This window comes from Pantoea sp. X-Soil-TKNS-1211 (assembly GCF_059730495.1).
Window position 1 is genome coordinate 332,654 of sequence record NZ_AP035956.1, and the last position, 20,476, is coordinate 353,129.

The following is a 20,476-nucleotide window of genomic DNA, read 5'->3' on the forward strand; positions in this document are numbered from 1 at the left end:
CCTAAACAGATCCCTCGTTTTCGACAACCAGGACGCGCGCAGCTCCTTGTGGGTGGGCAACGTGTTCCGTCCCTTCACTGGCGTAGAAAATATCCCCAGTATGCAGTGTCCTACTTTTTATCTGTCCATTTTCTTTATAGAACATCTCAACGCAGCCATCCATAACAGCGAAGACTTCATGTCCATCGTTGACATGCCACTTGTAAGGCTGATCGGTCCAGTGAAGCTTCACGCTGGTATTATCAAAACTCGCGACAGGTAACGATTCCCAGGCTTTAGATCCAGTAAATTCCTTGCTGCGGTAAAACCTCATGTTGTTCCCTTAGGTAAAAGTGGATTCACTCCGTCTACACAGGATTACCCAACGGGATGAGCCGATTCAACACCTGTGGCACCGCTTGTCCGGATCTGTCACCGTGACGTCCACTTCAGGTTCATGATGTACTGCCAGGGTTGTTATTTTCACGAATGAGTTTTTGAGTAAATGAGTACATGAGCGATAAACACCGACTTTAGTTATCCACAATCAGCGTGCATATCCGGCTCAATACCCTGTGAATAAGATCCTGATGCCCGCATGTAAGGCCGACTGCGCCAAAACCGCTCAATAAACACTCAACAGACCGATAGTTCACGCATGTCTCACCGTAGAGCGACACACCCGTCATCCTCTTCGCTCCCGGTGTCAAAATTATAAATCAAATCAGGCTTCGAACAGGGCTTCGACAAACGCCGCAAACTGCCGTGCTTTGGCTGTAGCCATTCGCCCGCCGGGGAAAACCGCCCACAGATCAATATCGGGTAAGGTCCAGTCACTCAGCAAGCGTTCCACCGCTCCGTCAGCAATTTCCTGGGCAAACATCCAATCAGAAGCGACGGTCACCCCCATGTGCGCCAACACGGCTGAACGAATACCTTCCGCAGCACTAAGATGCAGTCGCCCCTGCAAGCTAACATTTTCGACTTCGTCTCCACGATGGAAAGCCCATGTATCGTTCAACGGGCTGAAAATGAGTGCCTCATGCTGACTTAACTCGCGAGGATGTTGAGGATACCCGAACCGGGACAAATACTCTGTCGTAGCCAGAGCAGATCGTCGTGAAGTCGCGAGCTTGCGCGCTACCGCGCCTGAATCCTGTAAGGTGCCCATTCTGAGACAGATATCAATACCTTCAGAGATAAGATCGATGGGACGATCGTCAAGCCTGATATCTATCTGCAGCTCCGGATGCTGTGCCATAAACGTTGCCAGCTGCGGGATGACATGCAGTCTGGCAAACGTTGGCGCCGCAGCCACCCTCAGCACACCTGTCAGCCCCTTGTCAGCGCCGCGTGCAGCCATTTCCGCTTCATCGGCCTGCTGCAAGGTAATCCGTGCACGTTCATAGAAGCGCTGCCCCGCTTCTGTGGGGGTTAATCCATGTGTGGTCCGCAACAGTAAACGTACGTCCAGATGTTTTTCCAGTTGAGCGATAGTCTTGGATACCGCAGGCTGCCCGATATTAAGGATGCGCGCGGCCGCAGAAAAGGACCCCGCATCAACCACCTGAACATACATCTGCATTGCCTGAAAGCGATCCATGTCATTCCTCCCGGGAATAGCAATTATGGTTTTTAGCTGTCTGCCATTACCCCCGGACATTAGCAGATACTTCACATCAACGACAACGGGCACGCGTCATCGCCTGTTTAAACCTGAATGTGGAGCCTGACCATGTACGAACTTTACGCTTACGCCACCCCCAATAGCCTCAAGCCTGCCATCTTGTTGGAAGAACTGGACCAGCCATGGCAGCTGCACGCCGTTAACGTCCGCCAGGGGGAACAAAAACGAGACGATTTTCTGAAGATGAATCCGAACGGCAAAGTCCCCGTACTGCGTGACAGCGATAAGGTGCTGAGCGAATCAGCGGCGATTCTGGTTTATCTGGCTGAAAAGCACGGCAAACTGCTGCCCCCTTCCGGAGTCCCTCGCGCCAGGGTATTTGAACAGCTGTTTTTCCACGCCTCTGTGCTCAGTCCCGCATTCGGACAGGCTGGATTTTTCACCCGTCTGGTCAGCGAGCCGCAACCGCTGGCGCAGCAACGGTTCAGCGCGGAAGCCAACCGGGTTACCGGTCTGCTGGAACGTCAGCTTGGGGAATCACCCTGGATAGCAGGCGATGAGTACACCATCGCAGATATCGCGCATTACGGCTGGATGTGGCGGCGTGAATTTGCAGGCGTCAGCCTGGAGGCATTGCCCAATCTTACTCGCTGGTTTGAAACCGTTTCCGCACGCCCCGCTGTCATGCGTGCAGTCGCAAAACTGAATGCCTTAATTGAATCCTGATAATCCAAGAGGAAATAACCATGTCACGTTTCGAAAATTACCGTAACAGCTTTAACCATGCTCGTCTTAGCCGCTCAACCAGCGGTGTGCTTGAAGTCATGCTGCATACCGACGGCGGTTCGCTGCTGTTCAACGGCCATACACACGAGGAGTTTGTTGAGCTTTTTCATCAGATTGGTGCAGACCCGGATAACCGCGTGGTGATCCTGACCGGCGCAGGCGACGCGTTTATGGAAAACATCAGCCCGGATGGATTTGATTTCTTCACCCCTCGTGGCTACGACAAAATTTACCGCGAAGGCAAAAAGGTGCTGATGAACCTGCTAGACATCGAGGTTCCGGTGATCGCGGCATTGAACGGCCCGGTCCGCCTGCATTCAGAATATGTATTGTTGGCGGATATTGTGCTGGCAACGCCTGATACCGTTTTCCAGGACAAGCCACATTTTGAGTTCGGTATCGTGCCGGGAGACGGCGTCAACCTCTTGTGGCCCGAGGTAATAGGCAGTGTACGGGGGCGCTACTTCCTGCTGACGCGTCAAGAGCTGGATGCGGCAACGGCTAAGGAGTGGGGAGCCGTTAATGAAATCGTCCCCCGCGATACGTTGCTGATACGCGCCCATGAACTGGCAGAGTCACTCGCCGCACTGCCGCCGCTCACCAGTCGCTATACGCGTATTGCGCTGACGCAGAAACTGCGTCGCCTTATTGATGAAGGTGCCGGTTACGGACTGGCATTGGAAGGTATCAGCGCCGCCGACGTGGCCTTGCAGGCAGCCTCTGCGTCTTAATTCATCTTCGCAACCATCATTCATCCGGCGCCGCCTACTGCGCCGGTTTTTGTCGTTCCATTTACCGGAGAATCATATGGATCAGAAAAGAACGTTCCTCATTACCGGAGCAAGTAAAGGTATTGGTTACGCGTTATCTCAGAAGCTGGCTTTAGCAGGGCATACGGTCATTGGCATTGCCCGAAATGCACCTGCACGGGGATATCCGGGGCATTTTATTCCCCTCGACCTGGCCGATACGCCGGAGGTACAGCGCGCATTCAACGAGATTAGTGCTGAATTTAGTGTTGATGGCGTCATCAATAACGTCGGACTGGTACGCCCGCAGTGGCTGCCGGATGTGACGACGGAAGCGCTGGATGACGTGTTGCGCGTCAATCTGCATCCAGCCCTGGTGGCGGCTAAGGCTGCATTACCGGGAATGAAAAGCCGTGGATGGGGCAGAATTGTTAATATTGCCAGCCTGACGGTACTCGCTGTACCTCAACGAACATCCTACGCCGCCGCAAAAGCCGCTCTGGTGAGCTTCACCCGCAGTTGGGCGCTTGAGCTGGCTACCCAGGGTATTACGGTCAATGCCGTTGCACCCGGCCCGACTGAAACCGAGCTGTTCCGCGCGAGTAACGCGCCTGGCAGTGAGGGTGAGCAACGTTACCTTGAGAGTGTGCCGATGAAGCGCTTCGGTAAACCTGAAGAGATAGCGGCGGCTATCAGTTTCCTGCTTTCAGAAGATGCGGGATTTATTACCGGACAGACGTTATATGTTGATGGCGGTGCGTCAGTGGGGGTCTCGCAGATTTAGAGAACAGCGATTTCAATAACAGAAAAACAGTGCGGGCAGCACTGAGGCCGCCCGCACTGTTTTATGACTTAAACGGTTACTGCGCATACACGGGAAAATCGGTATAGCCACGAGCATCACCACCGAAGAACGTTTCGCGCTGATAGTGTGCCAGAGGGTAGCCCTGCTGAATTCGCACCGGCAGATCCGGATTGGAGGTGAAAAGTCGGCCAAACGCGATCAAATCAGCCTCTCCCGCTGCCAACATTTTTTCACCTGCTTCTGGCGTAAAGCCACCTGCCGCAATAATGATTCCGTGATAGAACTCCCGCAGCTGACGACTGGCAATGGGTTCTGCATAGTGGTCACTTTCCCGGTCATCAGGCCCGACGATGCGTGGCTCAATGATATGCAGATAAGCCAGGCCGGCATCGTTTAGCTTCTCAACGAGATAGCTGAAGGTCGCCGCCGGATCGCTGTCATACATATCACCGTAGATACCACTTGGCGAGATACGTACTGCCACGCGCCCTGCCCCCCACACATCCGTCAATGTGGTCACCGTTTGCAGCAAAAAACGGGCGCGATTTGCCAGACTTCCGCCCCACTCATCCTGACGAAAGTTGCTGCCGTCCAGCAGGAACTGTTCTGGTAGATATCCATTGGCAGCGTGCAGCTCCACACCATCAAATCCCGCGGCTTTCGCCCGAATAGCAGCCTGGAGGAATTCTTCAATGATGTTTGCTATTTCTTTTACTTCAAGTGCACGAGGCTCAGGGAATAATTTCCCCTCATAAGTTCCATCGATGTTTTTACCCACACCGTAAGTATCACGCGCGGTTAGGGCAGAAGGCGCGACCGGTTGACGGCCCTCAGACAGCTCAGGCAGGGACTGGCGGCCCGGATGCCACAGCTGCAACACAATCTGACCGCCACGGCCATGAACGGCATCAACAACACGTTTCCAGCCAGCCTGCTGCAAATCAGTGAAAACACCGGGTGCATCTGCATAGGCATTGGCATACGGCGAAATCGCGGTAGCTTCTGCGATCAGCAGTCCGCCCTTGCTGGCACGCTGACGGTAATACTCAACCATCAGCTCACCCGGCACGCCACCCGTTTCGGTGCGCATGCGCGTAGCCGGTGCCATAACAACCCGATGCTGAAGGCGCAGTTTTCCTGCGGTAATGGGGGTGAATAATGCGTTCATTTGTCGCTCTCTCATTGGATGATGATGAAAGCATAAAATGACGAGCCACTGGCCAGAAATACACGCTGGCGCATAACCTCTATGCTTGTCTGGAATACGCCTGGCTATCCTAAGGTGCCGTGGCTGAATTTTAATAAAGGCCTCCACCCACCCAAAACTATAAACAACGATGACAGTCAACTTTCAGATAAAAACCCTGAAAACAGTAAACATAGCAAACTATCAATAGGTTATGATCACCAAGCGACACACAGCAAAAGTGTTGCTTAATATAAAAACTCTATCATTCTAAAGTCTGTTTGCCCGCTGTCGCGGGCTTTTTTATGTCCCGATTTTACCGCCAGGTGCCACGCCTGATAGTACGGTAGGCCGCCTTAACAAGAGATACCGGGGACGTTAAATGTCTTTTCAGGCATTGAACTGAGAGCATGACGGTTGCGAACGACAAGCGAACTACGCCAACCCGTCTCTTTCGCTTCTATTTTGGGATATATTAGAGAACTATCTCTTTATGACAGGTTGTTTCAGCAATGGCTCTGATCCCCAAAAACTACTCGCGGCTGGAAAGCGGTTACCGTGAGAAAGCCCTAAAAATCTATCCATGGGTGTGTGGACGCTGCGCACGGGAGTTTGTTTATTCCAATCTGCGCGAATTGACGGTTCACCATATCGATCACGATCATACCAATAACCCGGAAGATGGCAGCAACTGGGAGTTATTGTGTCTGTATTGCCATGACCACGAGCACTCGAAGTACACTGAAGCTGACCAGTATGGTACAAGCGTTGTCGCCGGGGAAGATGCACAAAAAGATGTTGCGGCCGCAACCTATAATCCCTTTGCCGATTTAAAGTCGATGCTGAATAAGAAGAAATAGCGTCAGGCTGTTTGAGCGAAAATCGGATGTCCGCTGCATCAGGCAGACATCCGAATGCGTGAAATGGCCAGACAGCGTCAACAATCAATTACCGGTTAAGTGACTCAGCACGAACCTGGAGATAGATATATTTATCGCTTTTCAAACTATAACTTTAGTTGGCTTCCTAAAAACATATCTGCTTCTTGTAGGGTGACATCCAGCCCTGCTGAGGGGGTAAATGTCAGCTCGCCAAAGATCACCTTACCGTTAAGAAGATAGAAGTCAGCTCGAACAAATTTAAAACCAGATGCTAATTTAATGGCACAAACCTTCATTTTAGTAAAACCATCAGGCATCTTTGGGTAATGATTTTCATTTATTAAATCAATGGTATCCTCGAAAGGAAGAGGATTCCAGTTCATATCAAAATAATAAAACTTAGGCGTACCCTTCTCTCGCCCCACGCAAACCATTACCGCATAGGGTATCCCATTAAAACAATAGAATTTATAATCATCAGGAAAGCCACCGCGTTCATTCTCAATGTACTTTTCACATAAGATTTTTCTTTCTATTTTTTTATACTGCGGCTCCACAAAATTTGCAGAGTAATCCTGCTTTAACCATTCATTAAGCTTCTTATTTGTCTTTTCAATATCTAATAATGATTTATCATCACAAATTATGTTATAACCTGCCCCATGATTACATTTGAGTGCAAACTTCTCTGGCAATGCATCATAGTTTATATCTTGTGGGTTATCGTACACCCCGTACAGATCATTAAGTATATCCCCACACCCTTTGGATATAACATAATCCCGAACCTTATATTTATCAGCGCACAGCGTGTAAATATCGTCATTCAGCTCATTAAACTTAAGCCACTGTATTTTTTCATTAAAACTGGCAGGATTTCTTAAGTTTAATTTCCTCTTGAATCTGATCAGATAGTGAGTTTTAGCATAAAATTCAGGAAAAATGTTAGCGCTAACTTTCAGAGCTGATTTAACTGTTTGTTTAATCATTTTCATTTCAACAACCCCGGTTTAAAAATATTAAGGTGCATTTTGATGATTGTTTTATTCCTGAAGAAGTAATTTAGCAACGTGCAGGACAAAACTTCTACAATCAAAAAACAATAGGCAGCGCCATTAATCCCGAATGAACTAATCATTAACCAGGACAATGGTATTGTTAACACACAACATAAAAACATTTTTTTAGCCAGGTAACCGTATCCTGATTCTTTTATCATATACCTGTAACAAATTGTCCCCAACGCAGAGAACATTGTGGCCATAATTATTATGGGTATTACATTAACCGCATCCATATATTTATCGCCATACAGTAAATGTATAAAATAATCACCAACCAGATAGAACCCGCCCAAAGTAACAAGAGAGAATAGAATGACAATTCGATTGATTTTAACAAGCAGCTTCTCAATGGCTATTGGGTTTTTTTCACTATATATCTTTGAGAAGAAACTCGTTATCAATGCCAATACAATAAAAGACCAGGCACCTCCTATTGATAAGGCTACGCTGTAAACCCCTAAGTTTGAGTAAGAAAGTATTTTAGCCAAAAAAATATTAGATATCTGAGTGTATATATCTATCGATAGACTTGATAAAATTAAGGCTCCGCCAGCGTATAGCATATGCCGATTGTACAGCATAGCACCCTTACCCGTTTCTTTTGGCATTGCTGTATATTTAAAATAAACCAACCGTAAAATGTAAGGCACAAGTGGAATTATGATAATGGGTATCGTGAAGTAGTAAACTGGCATTTTGAAGTAGGAGATGTAAAACCTGATCAATAGAGCCAAAGACAAACCAATCACATTGGTTATAGTGTTTATTTTTGACTTCAATTGCGTGTTATTGTAAATAGAAAAGAAGTCCATCACGATATAATATGTAGCAATGCAGTTAGCTACGCCAAACAAAAACACAATAAAGTCAGTATAAAGGTACAAATAAATTAAAATTGAACTTGATGACAGAAGAAATAAAATGCGTCGTTGATTTTGAGTATGCATCGCCATTGCGATACCGGACTTTGTGTTTTCGCTCATGCGCTTAAATAGAATATTCTGACCACCAAACCATGACAATGTTTGCACGAATATAAAAAGCGAAGTGGAAATATTTATTTTCCCGAAATTATCAGGGCCAATGTACTTTGCCATGAGTGAGTTGATATATATCAACCCAATAATACTAACTGACTTCTCTAACATGATCCATAATGCGTTAGTGTACATTTCATGTCTCACATATACATAGTTTTTTTGGTTATTTCTTTATGAATGAAAGGCATTTCAGCTTGAGAGATTATTTTTATCTAAATAGCCACACCTTCAGTCATTATTTCACAGGCTCACTTTTGGTTGGTAGTGTGCCGCTTTATATAAAAATAGTGAAGGCTTTTTTAATTAATCAGACTAGTTGCAAGCATGATCTAATAATGATTCCATTTATTATTGGAGTTTTATAATAGAATAATGCGGTGACAGGGATAATGATCAGTGGTTTTATATTGGCTGGTCTCTACATTCATTCACCGTAAAAAGCGCATTAAGACGCGCATAATCAAAGCCCTATCAGGTACATACCCAGGGCCGTGAATGTATCAGTTTCACTCAAAACACCCGGAAGAAACCACACCAGGACGCCCAGGGTACAGTACCTGCGACGATATAATGCGATGGTCCTGCTGTCCTGTAATTAACATTTCTGTTACGTTGTCTCCACCCTGGTGGCTTTGTCGTTCTACCTCGGATAAACACGGTACACTCGAGCACCTCTCTGAGCTGGTGAAACATTTTGTTTAATTTGCAGACTTAGCGTAATGATTTATTACTAACTAACATCTTCCAGACCACCAGGGCACACAGAAGTGTCATTCTCGCCATAACCTGAAATAAAATTGCACCAGCCCGTCCATCAGCCCCCATGGGAGCGCCGCTCCTGCACCAGTTATAACCATTGAAAACACCAGCAGAACCACAAAGCGTGGATAGTGCAGAAGAGATATATCAAAGACAGGGTGTTCTGATCTCCGACAGTGAATCACAAACTGTCTGACCAGCATCATGGAGATAATAAACAGAGACAGGACGGGGATGGGGCAGTTAACTTTTTGTAAAAATCACGATGTAAATGAGTGTTATTCTCATCTATTATAAGGCGTGACTCACCCAGTCTATTCCCACTGCAATCAAGGAGGCAGTCAGTGCTACTGGCTATCAGGTACGTCTTTGCATCATGCCCTGCACGCATTACCGCACTCGTCGCACTGGTACTTCTACAGGGACTCATCCCGGCGCTTAACGTTTTCATGACAGGGAAAATAATCAACAACCTTCAGGGTCAGCACATCACAGACAGTGGCCTGATACTCAGTATTGCGGTCTGGTGCGTTTCACTACTGGGCATCCAATTAATGCAGCCTCTGGTTAATCTGGTTCAGGGTGACATAACGGAAATATCCACCAGCCATTTTAGCGGCAACATTATGCGCCGGATGAATGAGTCCTTTTCCCTGAGCCTGTTCGATAATAAAGATCGTTATGAGCAGCTCGAATTTCTCAAACGTGAGGCAGCCTACCGGCCACTCAATTTTATTATCTGTACTATTTATACCTTCCGTGCAGCGGTTATGGCGGGAAGTTTGCTGTTGTTGCTGGTGACCTATTCCGGGGTTGGCGCTGCCATTTGCGCGCTTTCCACCATTCCCATGATCGTCATCAACATGCGTATTGAAAGAAAAAATATGGAGGACCTGTATAAAAACTCCAGACAAGCCATAGCAATGCGATATGTCTATGGCGTGAGTATGGACAAGAGTTTTTTACAGGAGATAAGGCTGTATGGTCTGGGAAAATATCTTCTCGACAAATTCATCATATCCGCGCAGAAAGTATACCACCGCATGCATAAGCAACGCCTGCGAGCATTGATTACCCCTGTACCCGCAATGGTGTTAAGCCTGCTGATGCTTTTTGCAGGCGTTTATCTCTTCCTTAGTACTTTGCGCAGCAGTGACCTTGCCGTTGGGGCCCTGGTAATGGTCTTCCAGTCAATTGTCATGATGAAATCACATCTGGATGCAATCGCTAATTATGGTGCAGGCCTGGTCAGCACCAGCAGCTTTTTTACCAACTACCACTCATTTATGACAGACGAGATCGAACCGGTAAAAAATGGGCTAAAGACGCTGCCTGACAACGAACCTTTTTCAATCAATATCGACGATCTCAGCTTCAGTTATGAAGGCCGACATCAGCGAGCGTTGCACAAGGTAAATCTTGCAATAAGCCCAGGCGAGAAAGTCGCTATTCTCGGTGATAATGGCAGTGGAAAAACGACACTCATCAAGATGATGCTGCGTATGTATGCTTATAACGAAGGCGCAATATCGATTGCAGGATTCCCATTAGAAAAACTGGATATCAATGGGTATCGCCATCAGGTCGCGACTGTTTTCCAGGATTACGGCAAGTACGAGTTTTCTGTTGGCGAAAATATCGCCTTAACCCAGTATGATGCCGAAACACAATCAGCAGCTATTAATGTACTGCTTAAAAAAGTGGCTTTCCCTTATTCTCAGCACACCCGACTGGGTAAACAGTTTGGTGGTGATGAGCTTTCAATCGGCCAGTGGCAGAGGCTGGCAATCGCCCGTGCGCTATTCCGCAAAGCGAACTTGTTTATCTTTGATGAGTTTTCATCCTCGCTTGATCCTGAAACCGAGCACCGACTATTTAATGAAATCCTTTCCCTGGATACGACGGTGATCGCAGTGACGCACCGGTTAGGCAATATTAAAGAGTTTGATCGGATAGTGGTAATGGATGGTGGAACCATTATTGAAAATGGCGATTTCACCACGCTGATTAATCAACGTGGTAAATTTTATCATATGTGGCATGCGCAGTTTAAATCTGTAGTTGAGGTGCAAGCGATTTGAAGCCATGAATCAAGGCGGGTTAAACAATCAACAGCATCAGCTCAGGCTTGCAGACTACTCCTGAACCGGGAAGGGGCGGTAACATCTGGCGCTTTCACCCTTTTATCCTTTCCACTAACTACTCCCGAAATGCCCCACCTGGCGTACAAATTTCAGTCACATCCTGTTAGCCGGAAAGTTACATAACCGCAGCAACACCGGCCTTTTTCATGGGATAATCAGGTCCATTCAAAACTAATCTTAGGTGAACAAAAACAAACAAAAATCGGCCTTCAGACATTCCAATAATCAGACGGGAAAAAAGTCACATTTTTCACGCAATTTGCGACAATTTTAAAACAGGAAAATATAAATGCGTATTGCCATACTTGCCCTGGAAGGCAGCGTTCTTTCAGCCATTGCAGGGCTAACCGACTTGTTCTGGATCACCAATAAAGCCATCGCCGGTGCTCCAGCACATGCAATCAAATATCCCGAAAAAACCTTTGAAACCCTTGTTGTCAGCGTTGATGGCGGACCTGTCTGGGATACTGAAGGCAGGCTTATTCACATAGACAGTTCTTTTCAGGCAGCGGGGCAACCCGATGTCGTGATTGCGCCAGGCATGTTGCTCGGACCGGACCTGCGGCCATTGAACATAGCAAACATCCGCCTGGCTGCTGCCTGGTTTAAGAAAATGTATGCGAATGGCGCGCTGGTCGCCGCTTCAGGCACCGGTGGAGTGATTCTCGGTGAAGCAGGCCTGCTTCAGGGAAGGTCCTATGCGACCACGTGGTGGGTCAGCCATATGCTGCACGAACGTTATCCGGATGCCATTCCGGCACGGGGCAAAACGCTTGTAGAAGACCGGGGGGTGCTTACTACCGGAGGGTGTTTTTCCTGGATATCACTGGCCCTGAAAATCATCGAAAAAGAGGCTGGTGCAGAAGTGGCCAATCTCACCTCAGAGATGTCGCTTGCGGATAACCATTTTCTGCGGCAGCACCTTGGTACGCCGCTGGAATCGCTAAGTGCCGGGACTTCATTTCTGGTTCGTGCCCAGGAGATCATTCGATTTCAGAATCCGTCCATCAATGCTGCACAGCTGGCCGCTGCGTTGAATACAACGGAACGTACTCTGCAAAGAAGGTTAAAGGCGCTATCACAGGAGACACCGAAGGAATTCATTACAAGAATCCGCATTGAATCGGCCTGTACCATGCTAATCAGCACCAGTGTCAGTATTCGCCAGATTTCCAGAGATTGTGGTTATTCTGAAGAGACCTCATTCCGCAAGGCATTTAATCAGATTATGGAGATGTCCCCAGCGCAATACCGTCAATGGATGGCCGCACAAACATCATCCAGACGGAATTAAGGCACCAACCCTCAATCAAATAAAATGAACATAACAAGTAAACCAGGTCATTTATTTTGAAATAAAACTTCTACGCCCCCTGCCGATGGTTCGGAAGTTACATCTCACTATTTTTAACATTTACCAGGTAATAAATGATGAATATCACTCAAAGGCTTACCCTGGCTTTCGTTCTACTATCAGCATCACTGGTTATTACCGGCATTATCTCGATCAAACTTTTGGCCGGGTTTCAGGATCGCTTTGAATTCGTACAGGCCAACGCTACTCCTTCAATAAAAGATTTAGGCGAGCTTATTGATCGTAGCAACCGACTTTCAATTTCGCTGTACCGACACCAGAGCCAGACCGATAACACCAGGATGCCAGCTGTTGAACAACAGATCATGCAACGTATATCGGATATCAAAACACTCGCTGATTACTACCTGAAAAACGATATCTCCAGCGATGAAGATCAAAAATTGACCGAGAAGGGCTTAGCCATCTTGCAACTGGTAGAGTCCCGTCTGCCTGAATTTCTCAATGCATCGCGATCGCATCTGGATGACGTCACGCTGAATATGCTGGATAGCAAGAATGGGATTGGCGGAGCTATCACCCAGCTTAAGGATAATTACCGGAAACAGCTGGCGCTAAACATTTCACTGGGTGACGGATTGCGAACCATTAATCAGCAAACCTACCAGCGTACTTTATGGGGCATGAGCATCGGGGTCACGATGGCCCTTGTTCTGCTTGGGACGCTGGCAGCACTGACCATTGTAAGGATCCGCCGCAGCCTTACACGTGTTGGCGATATCATGAACCATGTGGGTGAGAGTCTGGACCTGAGTGCCACGGCAGACAATAGCAGTAAAGATGAAGTGGGCACCATGGCCAGTTCATTTAACCAGCTTCTTGGTCGTGTGGGATCAGCACTCTCTTCGGTAAGCACTGCCTCCCATTCTGTCAGCTCCGCCTCAGCGCAAATCGCGGCAGGTAATGAAGATCTGTCATCGCGAACTGAACAGCAGGCAGCATCACTTGAGCAGACGGCCGCCAGCATGGCTGAGCTGAGCGAAACCGTAAGACAAACGGCGGATAACACGCGTCAGGCCAGTCGTCTCGCCAGCAATGCCACTGAACTTTCTGACGCCAGCGAGGCCTCTCTGGCCAGCATGTTGGCTACGATGACTGAAATCAGGACCAGTTCGAAAAAAATCACGGAAATCGTGACGTTGATCGAAGGCATTGCGTTCCAGACCAACATTCTGGCTCTCAATGCAGCAGTCGAAGCTGCCCGTGCGGGCGAGCACGGCAAGGGATTTGCGGTTGTTGCTGACGAGGTGCGTAATCTTTCACAACGTTCCACCCAGGCTGCCCGAGAGATCAAGCACCTCATCGACAGCTCGTATAACCTGGTTGAGTCAGGTGCCATTCAGGCGGAAACCGTGGAAAGAAATATGGCCGGTTTGAAAACTGCTTTCCGGCAGGTCAACGATTTGGTCAGTGAAATCGCAGCGGCGGCCGAAGAGCAGAATTCAGGTATCACGCAGATCCATCTTGCTATCAGTCAGATGGATGACGTTACCCAGCAGAATGCGGCGCTGGTAGAGGAAGCCTCTGCTGCGTCCGCCTCTCTTCAGGATCAGGCGAACACATTATCTGGACTGGTCAGCCAATTTACCCTTACCACAACCACAGTACCAACACAGAAGTTAGCGCTCACACACCAAACTGTAAGTCCGGTAAAAACATTACCCCCTCAGCCGCTCTCCCTTGATAAGGGGAATGACGTTAACTGGCAAAGTTTCTGATCGGTGAAGCAGTGACAGAGGAACGTAATCAATGGATATCGATGGTTTTATGCAACACGGCCAGTACCATCAGGAACTGATCACACAATTTGAACAAGTGAACGCCCTTCTCTACCAACTGACGGATGGCCAGTATCAGTCCCTGGACGTTTATATGAATAACTGTAATCACCTGCGGGAGCATATCAACCAGGCATTGGCGTTACTGCGTAATCGCGAATTTGAACAATACATCATCCAAAATGATGGGGCGCTGTATTACAACCTGCGGAGCGTAATGCTGGCTATACAGATAGTTAACAACCTGCTGGGGAACCTGGCGGGAACGATGAAACGTTCTGTGCTGGAAGCGTCATAACACTCGGCATGTTCCGGGCCGCTGATTTATCAGTCGGCCCGGATATCATATTTTGCTCCAGGTACGGGTATTACGCCGTTCGCCAAGTTCACTCCCTGTTTCCATTAACCGGCGGGCATTCGGGGATAAATGCCCGCTGCGCCAGAGATAATGAATTTCGGTATACCCGACCTTGCCAAGAGAGTGACTACGCACAAGCTGATAGCCTGGTAAGGTGTGTAATACCGATCGTAACACCCACGCGGCCCCCATCCCTGCTGTTACGCAGGCCAACATCGTATGGTATGACTCAATTTCCGTGACCGGCAGATGGCTGATACGTTCTTCAGCCAGCCATCGATCCATGCGAAAGCGAAAAGAACAATCATGCCGAAAACCATAGAGCTCTGAACACTGGAGGTCCGATGGCTTTGTTACGGCGGGATGATTAAGCTCTGTAATCAGCAACATTTCATCTACGAAGGCCAGTCGGCTCTCCAGTGCCTTTGACTGTACCGGGCCATCTGTCAGTGCGATGTCGAGCGTCCCATCAGCCACATGTTGCACTAAAACTTCAGATGCCTCATGCCGGATGTCGAGACCAATGCCGCTGTATCTTTTACGAAAGGTGCCAATCAGTGCGGGCATGAAATCAACCAGCACCACATCCAGAGCACCAATCACCAGTTTGCCGCCCAAATCTTCTTCTCTCATCAAAAGCCGCGTACTGTCGGTGAGTTCCAGAATGCGTTGAGCATGCTCCAGCAGTAGCCGACCGTTTTGAGACAACGACATCCCCTGTCGGTCGCGAAGAAACAGTTCACACCCTAAATCCTGTTCCAGCTGCTGGATGCGCACCGTGATACCGGAAGGCACCCGGTTTAACACCCTGGCCGCGCCCGAAATCGACCCAGTTTGCGCGACTGCACAGAAAGCCCTGAGTTGTGAAAGTTGCATTACGTATTCTTATTTCATGAATGATGGGTTCTATTAATTTCATTTTTCAGAATGATGGTCAAATCCTATATTGCTCCACAGACAACCATCATCCCGGCTGATTTGGCCAGGGGAACAGGAGAATATTATGGATTTGGGTCTTAAGAATGCCAGAGTCATGCTGAGTGGTGGGACACGCGGTATTGGCCGAGCCATTGCCGAAGCATTTTTATCCGAAGGGGCTACTGTCGCGTTTTGTGCGAGAAAAGGTGAAGAGATTGCTGCGGCACAAGCCGCACTGGGAGAACGAGCCTTTGGCTATAAAGTCGATGTCACAGAGCCTGAGCAGTTAAAAGCCTGGGCGGCGGAAGCTGCCGGACAAATGGGCGGTATCGATATCGTTATTCCTAATGTCAGCGCCCTGGCCGGGGGTTCTGATCCTGAAACCTGGCGTCTCGCTTTTGAAACCGATCTGCTCGGTTCAGTGGGGATGGTGAACGCGGCTTTGCCCTGGCTCCGCCAGTCGCAATCGGGAGCTATCGTACTTATTTCAAGCGTATCTGGGCGCGAAGTGGATATGTTTGCCGAACCCTATGGTGTACTCAAGAGCGCGTTGATTCACTACGGAAAAACCCTGTCCGCAAAACTGGCTGCCGAAAACATTCGCGTCAATACCGTCTCTCCTGGCAACGTTTACTTTACCGACGGGGTGTGGGGGAAAATCGAGCGTGAGACACCTGAACTGTTTGCCGAGTGCCTGTCGCTGAACCCAATGGGCCGTATGGCACGCCCGGACGAGGTGGCGAAAGCCGTGCTTTTTCTGGCGAGCTCTGCAGCAAGCTTTACAACAGGGACTAACCTCACTGTCGATGGCGGGCTGACTAAGGGCGTGCAGTTTTGAATAATTGCTCGTACTGAAAACAGGCGAAAAGGTGCCAGCGTCTGAATCACTGTCGGCACCTTTGCATTAGGGAGTAGCAAGTCTATACGTGGCGAACCCACAAAAAATTCAGAACTCGTCCAGCTCGTAGCCGGACGTCTCAGCACAATGCTCAAAAGCCGTAAACCACTCAGACAACGATGCGCCAGCCTCACACAGCATTCCCGCAAAATCCTCTGGCATAATCAGCCAGATTCCTGTGCTGCCGATATGCAGAAAGCGGTCAAATGACTGATCATCTGCTACATAGCCAGGTCGGATAACGTTAGCACCCATGTGATCTCGCCCAATGCAAAGCGCACTGATGATCGCAAATTGATCCTCCAGCGGCCATGCGTTCAGGAACGTCTGCGCGTCATGGATGCGTCTGAAGGGGATCAGGGGCTTGGCAGCGAATATCAGCTGCTGAATATCTGTCATACTTAAACCTCAGTGGCGTCACGGCCCTGGAGGGACCACTGACTCGGCGGGGGCGGATTATGCCGTAGAAGCACGAGGAGTGGAAACACAAATCGTGAGGTTTGGTTCACTGTCTTCATGTTAGCTCATCATCTCTGTCAAAAAGATGAACATTTCATGGAACGCCAGCAAGCATTTATTCGGCGATTCAGAATTATGCGCGACTCATGTTATCGGCTAATCGCCCGTTTTAACTCGTCCGCTGTCATCGTTTGTAAAAATAAATCACTCCCAGGCTGAAACAGCGTGGCCTCTCTCAGGTCCCCCACCACCACCGGGGCAAAACCCGCAGCTTTCGTTAATTGGATCACCGTATCGAGCGCGTTTTTGTCGTCTCCTGCCAGAGGCACGGCCAGAGCCTCTCCTGCCCGATGAGCATTGGATGCGAGGCTGGAAGCTGCCAATGAATTAAACCCGCGAACAACATGCGACTCAGGGAACAAACCGGCGCTGTAAACCCCGCTTCCTACCTGAAGTGCCTGAGTGGCGACCTCACCATCTCTCTGTGGATATGGATTGGCCACATCCAGCACCACTTTTCCTTTCAGGGGTTCAGCCAGGCTTTTCCCCAGAGAGGGTAAAGCACCATAAGGTACTGCCATAACAACCACATCACCGAACTCAGCTGCCTGTTGAGGTGTGCCCGCTTTCGCCAGTGGACCGAGAGAAGAAATGAGGGACTGTAACTCCTGCGGATGCCGGGAAGAAAAAAACACCGGGTAGCCCGCCTTTACCCATAACCGGCCAAGCGTTCCTCCCATTGATCCCGCACCGATAATACCGATACGTGGCAGGGTTTCTGCGATTACGCTGGTGCTGGCACACAGAATTAAACAGCAAGACAGGCAAAGTACCTTCGCGATGTTTGACATGATCCCCCCTTATTGTGTGACTTATATCACAAATAATAGCTGAAAAAGCCAGACTGAACTGGCTGCCAATGGGAGTGGAAGCATCATTCGGGATTACAGTGGCAAACATCGATACTAAGACTAATCAGCATGGTTTTCCCAGAAAAGCCTGTAGCTTTTCCCTCTCCTCTCAATAGACGCAAATCCAAGCTCACTAAGGTGCATCCCAGCGATAAGCAGTTTGTCCGCGCTAACCACATCCAGCAATTTTGCACGTGTGTCAGCGGCTAACAGAGGATCCTGATCAAATGCAATGGATACGTCAGGACAGGCAATCTGAATGTGGGGGAAGTGGACAATGTCTCCCCAGATCAACAGGCAATGGTTGCCTGATTCAATACGAAAACCAGAATGGCCTGCCGTATGTCCCGGCAGTGGCAATGCAGAAATACCGGGCAGAACGTCGTTACCCATAAACGTATGTAGTTTATCCCGGTACTTTTCGAACACCTTACGCGCATACAGAAAGTTGCCAGCCGCGCGCTCACTCGCCCGGCTGAGATTGCCATCATCCTCCCAGAAGGCAATCTCATCCCGATGAACAATTAATTCAGCATCAGGAAAGGCAATGTCACCGGTGGGGCCAAGCAAACCGCCAATATGATCGGGGTGGGCATGCGTCAGTAAAATCGCGTCAATATCGGAAGGTTGCACGCCAGCGAGTGCCAGATTCGCTTGCAACTGGCCTCCCCATTGCTTAATGCCTCCTGCGCCCGTATCAATCAGGATTGTTCGGCCACGGCCACGAATCAGGTAGCAATTAATATGAATCTGATTGGGATCTTGTATTCCTGCATTGTGTTGTAATTCAGATGCCTCCTCTGAGTTGATATTCGAAAGAAGATCCAGGCTTGCAGTGAGAAAACCATCACTGATCGCCGTGATTGAATACTCGCCAATCTGATGACGGGTAAATGGGTTATTTATTGGCATAAATTTCCTGATCAATAATGCGTTGCACGTAGGAATGGGGGAGCCGTCAATTCCAGGGAATTTCCAGATCTCTCTATTGATGTTCGCTCATGTTATGTCGCTAAAATCGGCCGATAAATCGAAATCCTGGTATGCTTCAGTGACAAAATATCAAGGTGAACCGCCTTCTACTGCCACCAACAGGATCGGTCATGCGTCGCAATCTACCCAGTAACACATCACTTATGGCTTTCGAGGCTGCTGCACGTCATGGGAGTTTCGCGCGTGCCGCAGAGGAAATGTCCCTGACTGAAGGGGCTATCAGCCGACAGATTGGCCGCCTGGAAGCTTTTCTGGGGGTTACACTGTTTGAGCGGGTTGGCAACCGCGTTCGCATCCTGCCGAATAGCAAACGCTATGCGACCCAAATCCGTGAATTGTTAGATCGTCTGGAACGAGATAGTCAGTACATGATGGGACAACCCAGCGATGGCGCAAGTCTGGACATTGCCATCAGTCCGACGTTTGCGATCAGATGGCTCATTCCGCGTTTATCACGCTTCCAGCATCAGCATCCGAATATCACCGTCCATCTCAGCGAACACATGGACCCATTCGTGCTGGCAGGAAGCGGATTCGATGCCGCCATTCATTATGAACATCCAGCCTGGGCAGGTATGCGGACTTACCCACTGATGAATGAGGTGCTGATACCGGTTTGTCACCCTGACCTTATTTCGGGAGACCAACAGCCAGCATCACTGGACAACCTGCCGCGTCTGCATCGACGACAAAACCCCGATGCCTGGCAGCATTATGCCCAGGAAACCGGGATCCCATTGACCAACCCTGCAATGGGTGCACGCTATGATCTTCATGCCATGCTCATTGAGGCAGCATTATCTGGCCTCGGTGTCGCCCTGGTACCGCGTCTTTACATTGAATCGGATCTGGCGCAAGGAAGGCTGGTGGCTCCCTGGCCCGATGGTAAAAGCATCTCTAAAACTTTCAGCCTCATTCTTCCTGAGTCGATCGGTTTAAGCAGCGAGCCAATACGCGCATTCGCCCAATGGCTATTGGATGAGGCATTGGGTAAGTCACAGGAGAAAATCTGATCCCCACCTACGGCAGCTACACTTCTATAACCACCACTAAAGGAGATAAGTTCATCTATGCGAACCCCTGATTATCCCTCCGACGACGCGGAAAAATGGGCGCAGGTCGATACCTGGTTTGCTGAAAAGCTCGCACCCGAAAAGCCGGACCTGCGCTACGCCCTCGCAAATAATGCCAACCAGGGATTACCTGCCATTGATGTATCTGCCTTACAAGGCAAGATGCTGGCCCTCCTCGTCAAAATGACACGTGCGGTACGCGTGCTTGAAATCGGAACACTCGGGGGCTATAGCACGATGTGGATGGCTAAAGCCTTGCCTGAGAACGGGAGCGTAACAACCATCGAGTTTAATCCGCATCACGCCGAGGTGGCTCGCCAGAATATTGTTCATGCCGGACTGACAGAACGCATTGAGCTCCGTAACGGTGCTGCCCTTGATGTGTTACCCACGCTGCAACCCCCTTTCGACCTCATTTTTATCGATGCCGATAAAGTTAATAACCCTCGTTATCTGGAATGGGCAATAAAGCTGTCGGGGCAAGGAACGGTAATCGTCGGGGATAACGTGGTTCGCGGCGGTGGAGTGATTGATCCTGAGAATCATGATCCTAATGTGCAGGGGCTGAGAGACTTCGTTCAGATGATTGCCGAAGACAAGCGCCTTGACGCTACTGCAATACAGACGGTCGGTGAGAAAGGATGGGATGGCTTTATCATGGCAATCGTTAATTGATTTTTCTAACCCTGCCAC

At 49.0% G+C, this 20,476-nt stretch carries 20 protein-coding genes; 11 read left to right on the forward strand and 9 right to left on the reverse strand.

Annotated elements, in window-relative coordinates; genetic code table 11:
- Position 1 precedes the first annotated feature (1 nt).
- Together AC6I8W_RS26400 and AC6I8W_RS26405 are read right to left on the reverse strand one after the other, a co-directional pair.
- On the reverse strand, positions 2-313 hold the full coding sequence (locus AC6I8W_RS26400; protein ID WP_497839216.1) for a cupin: 312 nt from the start codon (positions 311-313) through the stop codon (positions 2-4).
- 390 nt (positions 314-703) lie between these two features.
- Positions 704-1,582 carry a LysR family transcriptional regulator gene (locus AC6I8W_RS26405; RefSeq protein ID WP_497839217.1) on the reverse strand — a complete coding sequence of 293 codons (879 nt, stop codon included), beginning with the start codon at positions 1,580-1,582 and terminating at the stop codon, positions 704-706.
- A 132-nt stretch (positions 1,583-1,714) separates the two neighbouring features.
- Between AC6I8W_RS26405 and AC6I8W_RS26410 the strand changes: the two genes are divergently transcribed.
- From AC6I8W_RS26410 to AC6I8W_RS26420, 3 genes are all read left to right on the forward strand, one after another.
- Positions 1,715-2,332, forward strand: a complete 618-nt coding sequence (locus tag AC6I8W_RS26410) for a glutathione S-transferase family protein (protein WP_497839218.1) — start codon at positions 1,715-1,717, stop codon at positions 2,330-2,332.
- 20 nt (positions 2,333-2,352) lie between these two features.
- A complete protein-coding gene (locus tag AC6I8W_RS26415) occupies positions 2,353-3,123 on the forward strand; it encodes an enoyl-CoA hydratase/isomerase family protein (RefSeq protein ID WP_497839219.1) in 771 nt (256 codons plus the stop codon).
- A gap of 76 nt (positions 3,124-3,199) precedes the next feature.
- Complete coding sequence (locus tag AC6I8W_RS26420; protein ID WP_497839220.1) at positions 3,200-3,925, forward strand: SDR family oxidoreductase; 726 nt, start codon at positions 3,200-3,202, stop codon at positions 3,923-3,925.
- A gap of 76 nt (positions 3,926-4,001) precedes the next feature.
- Here the strand turns inward: AC6I8W_RS26420 and AC6I8W_RS26425 are convergent, their stop codons facing one another.
- Positions 4,002-5,114 carry an alkene reductase gene (locus tag AC6I8W_RS26425; protein ID WP_497839221.1) on the reverse strand — a complete coding sequence of 371 codons (1,113 nt, stop codon included), beginning with the start codon at positions 5,112-5,114 and terminating at the stop codon, positions 4,002-4,004.
- Positions 5,115-5,644: 530 nt separating this feature from the next.
- On the opposite strand from AC6I8W_RS26425, the gene yajD reads away from it, so the two are divergent.
- Positions 5,645-5,992, forward strand: coding sequence for an HNH nuclease YajD (gene yajD / locus AC6I8W_RS26430; protein ID WP_480371903.1), 348 nt, complete (start codon positions 5,645-5,647; stop codon positions 5,990-5,992).
- 146 nt (positions 5,993-6,138) lie between these two features.
- On the opposite strand, the gene AC6I8W_RS26435 is transcribed toward yajD, so the two are convergent.
- Positions 6,139-7,008, reverse strand: coding sequence for an ATP-grasp fold amidoligase family protein (locus tag AC6I8W_RS26435; RefSeq protein ID WP_497839222.1), 870 nt, complete (start codon positions 7,006-7,008; stop codon positions 6,139-6,141).
- A complete protein-coding gene (locus AC6I8W_RS26440; protein WP_497839223.1) occupies positions 7,005-8,225 on the reverse strand; it encodes an oligosaccharide flippase family protein in 1,221 nt (406 codons plus the stop codon). The genes AC6I8W_RS26435 and AC6I8W_RS26440 overlap by 4 nt, the downstream gene beginning before the upstream one ends.
- Before the next feature lie 995 nt (positions 8,226-9,220).
- Here AC6I8W_RS26440 and AC6I8W_RS26445 point away from each other — a divergent pair.
- From AC6I8W_RS26445 to AC6I8W_RS26460, 4 genes are all read left to right on the forward strand, one after another.
- Entirely contained in the window at positions 9,221-10,957 is a 1,737-nt protein-coding gene (locus tag AC6I8W_RS26445) for an ABC transporter ATP-binding protein (RefSeq protein WP_497839224.1), read from the forward strand.
- 352 nt (positions 10,958-11,309) lie between these two features.
- Positions 11,310-12,314 carry a GlxA family transcriptional regulator gene (locus tag AC6I8W_RS26450; protein WP_497839225.1) on the forward strand — a complete coding sequence of 335 codons (1,005 nt, stop codon included), beginning with the start codon at positions 11,310-11,312 and terminating at the stop codon, positions 12,312-12,314.
- A gap of 137 nt (positions 12,315-12,451) precedes the next feature.
- Complete coding sequence (locus AC6I8W_RS26455; RefSeq protein ID WP_497839390.1) at positions 12,452-14,113, forward strand: methyl-accepting chemotaxis protein; 1,662 nt, start codon at positions 12,452-12,454, stop codon at positions 14,111-14,113.
- Between the two features lie 31 nt (positions 14,114-14,144).
- Positions 14,145-14,471 (forward strand): hypothetical protein, encoded by a 327-nt coding sequence (locus tag AC6I8W_RS26460; protein WP_497839226.1) that lies wholly within the window; start codon positions 14,145-14,147, stop codon positions 14,469-14,471.
- 45 nt (positions 14,472-14,516) lie between these two features.
- On the opposite strand, the gene AC6I8W_RS26465 is transcribed toward AC6I8W_RS26460, so the two are convergent.
- Positions 14,517-15,407: a LysR family transcriptional regulator gene (locus AC6I8W_RS26465; protein WP_497839227.1), complete on the reverse strand. Its 891-nt coding sequence runs from the start codon at positions 15,405-15,407 to the stop codon at positions 14,517-14,519.
- A gap of 127 nt (positions 15,408-15,534) precedes the next feature.
- On the opposite strand from AC6I8W_RS26465, the gene AC6I8W_RS26470 reads away from it, so the two are divergent.
- Positions 15,535-16,287 carry an SDR family NAD(P)-dependent oxidoreductase gene (locus tag AC6I8W_RS26470; RefSeq protein WP_497839228.1) on the forward strand — a complete coding sequence of 251 codons (753 nt, stop codon included), beginning with the start codon at positions 15,535-15,537 and terminating at the stop codon, positions 16,285-16,287.
- 108 nt (positions 16,288-16,395) lie between these two features.
- Here AC6I8W_RS26470 and AC6I8W_RS26475 read toward each other — a convergent pair whose 3' ends face one another.
- The 3 genes from AC6I8W_RS26475 to AC6I8W_RS26485 form a co-directional block, all read right to left on the reverse strand.
- Positions 16,396-16,746 carry a hypothetical protein gene (locus AC6I8W_RS26475; protein ID WP_497839229.1) on the reverse strand — a complete coding sequence of 117 codons (351 nt, stop codon included), beginning with the start codon at positions 16,744-16,746 and terminating at the stop codon, positions 16,396-16,398.
- Between the two features lie 209 nt (positions 16,747-16,955).
- A complete protein-coding gene (locus AC6I8W_RS26480) occupies positions 16,956-17,657 on the reverse strand; it encodes an NADPH-dependent F420 reductase (protein WP_497839230.1) in 702 nt (233 codons plus the stop codon).
- A 120-nt stretch (positions 17,658-17,777) separates the two neighbouring features.
- Positions 17,778-18,629 carry an MBL fold metallo-hydrolase gene (locus AC6I8W_RS26485; protein WP_497839231.1) on the reverse strand — a complete coding sequence of 284 codons (852 nt, stop codon included), beginning with the start codon at positions 18,627-18,629 and terminating at the stop codon, positions 17,778-17,780.
- Positions 18,630-18,820: 191 nt separating this feature from the next.
- Between AC6I8W_RS26485 and AC6I8W_RS26490 the strand changes: the two genes are divergently transcribed.
- A complete protein-coding gene (locus AC6I8W_RS26490; RefSeq protein WP_497839232.1) occupies positions 18,821-19,723 on the forward strand; it encodes a LysR substrate-binding domain-containing protein in 903 nt (300 codons plus the stop codon).
- A gap of 57 nt (positions 19,724-19,780) precedes the next feature.
- The gene (locus tag AC6I8W_RS26495) at positions 19,781-20,458 is read left to right on the forward strand and encodes an O-methyltransferase (protein ID WP_497839233.1); all 678 of its coding nucleotides are present in this window, start codon (positions 19,781-19,783) and stop codon (positions 20,456-20,458) included.
- The last annotated feature ends 18 nt before the right edge of the window (positions 20,459-20,476 follow it).